Source organism: Actinocrinis sp. (assembly GCF_035946395.1).
Taxonomy (GTDB): Bacteria; Actinomycetota; Actinomycetes; order Streptomycetales; family Catenulisporaceae; genus Actinocrinis.
Map to the genome: position 1 here is coordinate 1 of NZ_DASYZI010000233.1, position 4,883 is coordinate 4,883.

The following is a 4,883-nucleotide window of genomic DNA, read 5'->3' on the forward strand; positions in this document are numbered from 1 at the left end:
GCGGCAACGTGCGGCTGAACCTCGGTGCCGCATTTCCCGGCATCAGTGCGGCGATGCTCAACCTGACCGTCGTGAACGCCACCGGCGGCGGCTACCTGACCGCATATCCGGACGGCGAGAACGCGCCGACGGTCTCGAACCTCAACTACCCGGCCGGCCGGATGCTCGCCAACGAGGCCGTGGTGCGGGTCGGCGCCGACGGCTACGACGACACCGCAAACGTCGGCGCGGGCGCGGCGAACCTGGTCGTGGACATCCCCGGGTACTTCACCGCCGGCTCAGGCGCGAAGTTCGTCCCGATCACCCCGACCCGCTACCTCGCCACCCGCACCGGGCAGGACGAGGTGTATGGAGGCTTCGACACGATCAAGAAATCAGGACCCGGATTCCAAACCGACCTGGACGTCGGCGGGTTATTGGAGGGCGTTGCCATCCCCGTCCCCGCTCCCACCGACGGGTCAGCGACGATGGCCACCGCCGCGAACGTCACGATCACCCTGCCGACAGCCGAAGGCTGTATCACCGTGTATCCCGGCGAACGTCGGGACTCCCACCGCTTCCGTGCTGAACTTCACCACGGGCCGGACGACACAGAACGCCGTTACCGTCAGGCTGGGAGCGACGTTCGTGTTCAGCGAGTTCGACCTCATACAACGGCAGTGCGGCTACACCCAGTTGATCGTGGACGTATACGACTACTACAACGACTGACGCTGAGACGCCCGAGCGCCCTGCCATCGGTGCTTGGGGATGGCAGGGCGCTCGGGTTGTTTCCGGCCAGCAGGGGCAGGGCGGCCCGCTCACGGACAGCCGAAACGGTGTCTCGGCCAGGCGGTCAGTCGGCTTGGTAGAAGCCGAACTGGTCGACCACGAGGTCGATGTTGCCGCCGCTGCGGTTCCAGACGTCGATGATGCCGTTCTGCCCGGCGCCCGCCTGCACCAGGTTCGGCACCACCTGGCCCTGGCTCCAGTTCAATGTGGAGACTGTGGGCGGAGTCGGCCAGACCTCCGTGCCGCTCTCATAGGCGTTGAGGGTGTTCGGATCAGGGGCAACCGTCTCGTAACCCGATCCCTTCGTATTCGTCACCGTGGTGTTGAGAACGAACGACGTAATACCAGGGTCATTCACGCTCGACTGGCTGTACAGGAAGATGTAGTCGCCAGGCGGCAGCGGGCCGGCGCCGGTGGTGCGCGTGTCCAGCACGCGGACCGGCGCGATCGGCAAGTACGCGCTCGCGCCCGTAGAACTGTAGTAGCCGACGACGTCGACCAGCACGTCCGTGCCGCCGCCGCTCCCGTTGAACACATCGATCTCGCCGTCGGAACCCACCGGCACGATCACCGCGTTCGCAATGACCCGACCGGCGACGAAGTTCAGGTTCGACGCGGTCGGGCGGTTGCCGCCGTCGGGGTAGACAGTCAGGTAGCCACCTGCCCTAGCGTTGACCGCGGTGACATTCAGGGCCACCGCGCTCGCTCCGGCAGGCAGCAGGCCGCCATCCGCACCCGCGATCTTCACCGCGATCGAGCCGTTCCCGGGGACCTGAGCCTTCGCGGCGCCGGTGCCCTTTCGCGTGTCCACGAGCCGGTCCGGTGCCAGCGAGGTGTACCCGCTGGCTGGGGACTGGGTGAAGTACCCGGTCACGTCGGCGACCACGTCCGTCCCGCCGGCCGAGCCGTTGTAGAGGTCGACGATCCCGTCCCGGCCGACCGGCACGATCGCCAGATTCGGCACGGTTTGGCCGGTCCTGAAGTTCACATTGCTCGACGCCGGCCTGCTCAGCACCGCACCGGACGGGTCTTCGTTCGGGTACGCGGTCAGGTAGCCGCCCGAGGCCGGACCCGTGACGGTCAGGTTCAGCACAACCGCGGTGATCCCGGACGGGATGGTGTCGCCCTGCGTCCCGGCCCCGGTGACCTGAAGCTTCAGCACGGAGCCCGCGCCGACCTTCGCCACGGTGCCACCGGTCCCGATGCCCTTGCGGGTATCGAGGATGCGCACCGGGCCGTACGCGGTGTAGTCCGAGCCTGCCGTAGTCGCTGAGACGCTCGTGCTGACGTACTCCTCAAGCTGGTCCATGACCGTGACTGTGACCGTATATGTCCCGAGCCGGGCATAGGAGTGCGCTGCTGTGATCGCGCCAAAGCCTCCCGTGCTACTGCCGTCGCCCCAGTCGTAGGAGTACTGCTGGATCGGCTGGTCTCCCCTGGAGGCTGAGGCATCGGCGCGGACGCTCAGCGCCGAGGTGTCTGTGACCGTCAAAGCGGCGGTCAGGTGATCGTTCACGAAGGCGAGGGCACCGCGGTCGATGTAGGGCGAGTTGCCCCCGAAGTCGGTCGGGAGCGCACCTGGCGCGTGTGTGTTGGCCGAGCCGATGGCGGCCGCGCCGACCTCAAGCCGTGCGCTGACGGAAACCGTGAAGAGGCCGACCGGGACAGGCAGCGGCTCGACCGGATCGTTCAGGTCGTGTGCGCCCTGCGCGGTGGCCTGCTGGAACGCGGTGAGCGTCGGGTAGACGGTGCCGTTCCAGTTGTAGGGCGCCGTCGTGTCCGAGCTCTGCGTGTAGAAGTCGTTGTAGTCGGTCGTCGTGTTCGCGGCGGACTGCGGTGCGATCTTCATGTCGGCGTCCCAGCCGAGCGAGAACTTCGTGCAGTCCGCAAAACCACCGTATGTGAGCGGGACATCCTCGATCAGGTTGTTCTCCGCGTACACGCCGGTCGACGCTCCGAGAACCGCGATCGTGGCAGCACAGGAACGCTCCATCGTGTTCCCGGTGATGTTCAGGCCGTTTACGCCGGTGGCCTTCACGGTGCCGCCGCTGAACACGGCGAAGATGTCGGATGCGATGGTTACGTCGCTTGCACCCGAGGCCGCGACGACGCCTACGGCGCCGCCCGACCATGAGCCGGTCGTGAAGGCGGTCCGGCTGACCGTGATCCCGCTCGACGCGCCGTCGATGGAGACGGAGCCGGCCGACACCCCGTACATCTGGGAGTCAATTGCGTCGGAATCGAGGGTGATGCCGGTCGAGCCGATGACCTGGACGTCGGATGCGCTCATCGAGCTGGTTTCGATGTTCAGGTGGGAGACGGTCACGTTGCTCACGTCATCGAAAATCAGCGCGGGTTGCCCGAACAGCACCGTACGCGTGCCGACGCCGACGATGGAGATCCCTAAGGTTTTCACCGTCACTGAGCCGGGATGGCTGAAATTCTGGTCGAAACTGTTGCCGGCGACCGAGACGGTGTCACCCGCGGACGCCGCGCTGACGCCGTCCTGCAGAGAACAGTACGGGTTCGCCTGGGTTCCGTTCCCGGTCTCGGTGTCGCAGCTACCGGCCATCAGCACGTAGATCGTCGTGCCGGAGCCGGTGCGCGGCGAAATCGCGGCAAGGGGCGACCCATGGTGAAGGATGCCGCTGGATGCGCTGGTGAACGACTTCAACTCGGGCGACGATGCCGTTGCCAGCGCGGCGGATGCCGTGGACGGCGAGGCGAAAGCGCTGCCCGAAGCAGCGTGTGACGTATCAGCGAAAGCTGCGGGCGATCCGAGGATGGTTCCGGCCGCTATCGCGACGCCGGACATGACGAGGCGGTGGTGGTGCATCCCCCGGCTTTCTCTGAAATGACTGCACAGGCGTGGCGGGCTAAGCCTACTGGGTCGGCGGAGCGCGAATAAGCGGGTTGTCGTAACGAGTGCGCTACGGCCCGTGGGCGTGAAGCAGAGTCCAGCGATTCCCTGGGTGTCGAGGGGCGTCCACCCGCCCTCAACTGACCTCCCCCAGGGAACAGCCGCATTGGCATTGCGCCAAAAGGGGCATCCGCAGCTGCTTGGAGATCTATTCGACGGCCCCGGCGCCGATACTTGGGCCCTCAAAGCCGCCGAGGTCAGGGAGCGGAGCGCGTGGGACTGGAACCCACAACCTACGGCAAAAGCGGCGAGGCAGAGTCGGCGGCGACAGCGTGTGTGCGTCGGGCTAGCAGGGTGCGGAGCCGTTGAGGCGCGGGCGTCTGGTCGGTGCCTTGATGGCGATCAGAGGCAGAGGATGAGGACGCAGATCCTGCCGCCGCTGCTCTGTGTCGGGGGTGGGGAGGTAGGCGTGGATGATGGGGACGCCGATGCGGGTGCGGAGGAGGGCGGGGTTGTCGACTGCGTCGCTGCCGGCGAGGACTGTGCGCCTGCGGATGTGGAGGACGTCATCGGCTGCAAGGCGTGGCGCGGCGTGTAATGAGATGTCTCGGAGGAGTTCTGCGGCGTTGGGGACGAGCTTTGCACCGTTGGTATCGCCGCGGAACTGCGGCTCGCTACGGCTGAGCTGGATATGCCGCTGGGCTTGGGCGACGCCGACGTCTGCGTTGTGGGCAACGTGCCAGGGTTCGTCGTCGCGTTATGGCTGCCGGGCTGCGCCAGCGTGGATGCGATTGCGACAGAGCCGGTTGGGGCGGCGCTGTCGCGGTTGATCGTGGAGAGGTTGCTTAGGGCGATAGAACCGATGACGGCGATCCCCGCGAAGCCACCGGTCGTGGTGACTCTGCGCATGAGCGAGTGGCGCCGGTGGGCATGGCGGTTGCGGTGGCGGCCCGCAGCACCTGCGGCGGAACCGCCGTGCGGGACGAATTCGGACTTGGCGGAGGCGGTGCCGCCGTAGATTACGGAGCGTGGCTCGGGCTGCGTGCGGGCTCTGTCGCTGACGTGGCTGTGGCCGAGGTCGGTTCGCACCCACGCCGCGGCCCGCGCGCCCGCGCCATGGTTCGCGAGAGCCGGCATCACCAGGGGATCCTGTCGGCCCCCGGCCGTCTGGTGCGTCTGGACGCCCAAAGGCGAGGCTTGCGCCTGAGGCTTCGAGTCGACGCTGGCGCCGCATCCCGGGCAGGACACGACA

Annotated in this window: 4 protein-coding genes and 1 pseudogene; 4 read left to right on the forward strand and 1 reads right to left on the reverse strand. The window is 67.0% G+C overall.

The features are described from left to right. Positions 1-851 (forward strand): annotated as a pseudogene (locus VGS97_RS14665) (hypothetical protein); the annotation flags it as partial. Here VGS97_RS14665 and VGS97_RS14670 read toward each other — a convergent pair. Next, a complete protein-coding gene (locus tag VGS97_RS14670) occupies positions 836-2,764 on the reverse strand; it encodes a PKD domain-containing protein (RefSeq protein WP_326854040.1) in 1,929 nt (642 codons plus the stop codon). The pseudogene VGS97_RS14665 and the gene VGS97_RS14670 overlap by 16 nt on opposite strands. On the opposite strand from VGS97_RS14670, the gene VGS97_RS14675 reads away from it, so the two are divergent. From VGS97_RS14675 to VGS97_RS14685, 3 genes are all read left to right on the forward strand, one after another. Continuing rightward, the gene (locus VGS97_RS14675; protein ID WP_326854041.1) at positions 2,742-3,353 is read left to right on the forward strand and encodes a hypothetical protein; all 612 of its coding nucleotides are present in this window, start codon (positions 2,742-2,744) and stop codon (positions 3,351-3,353) included. The two genes, VGS97_RS14670 and VGS97_RS14675, sit on opposite strands and share 23 nt — an antisense overlap. 78 nt (positions 3,354-3,431) lie before the next feature. Next, positions 3,432-3,629 (forward strand): hypothetical protein, encoded by a 198-nt coding sequence (locus tag VGS97_RS14680; protein ID WP_326854043.1) that lies wholly within the window; start codon positions 3,432-3,434, stop codon positions 3,627-3,629. Between the two features lie 471 nt (positions 3,630-4,100). Then, positions 4,101-4,229, forward strand: coding sequence for a hypothetical protein (locus VGS97_RS14685; RefSeq protein WP_326854045.1), 129 nt, complete (start codon positions 4,101-4,103; stop codon positions 4,227-4,229). Positions 4,230-4,883 lie beyond the last annotated feature (654 nt).

Excerpts from the sequence above, each read along its gene's own strand:
- VGS97_RS14670 (WP_326854040.1), bottom strand. The coding sequence starts at position 2,764 with ATGGAGCGTTCCTGTGCTGCCACGATCGCGGTTCTCGGAGCGTCGACC.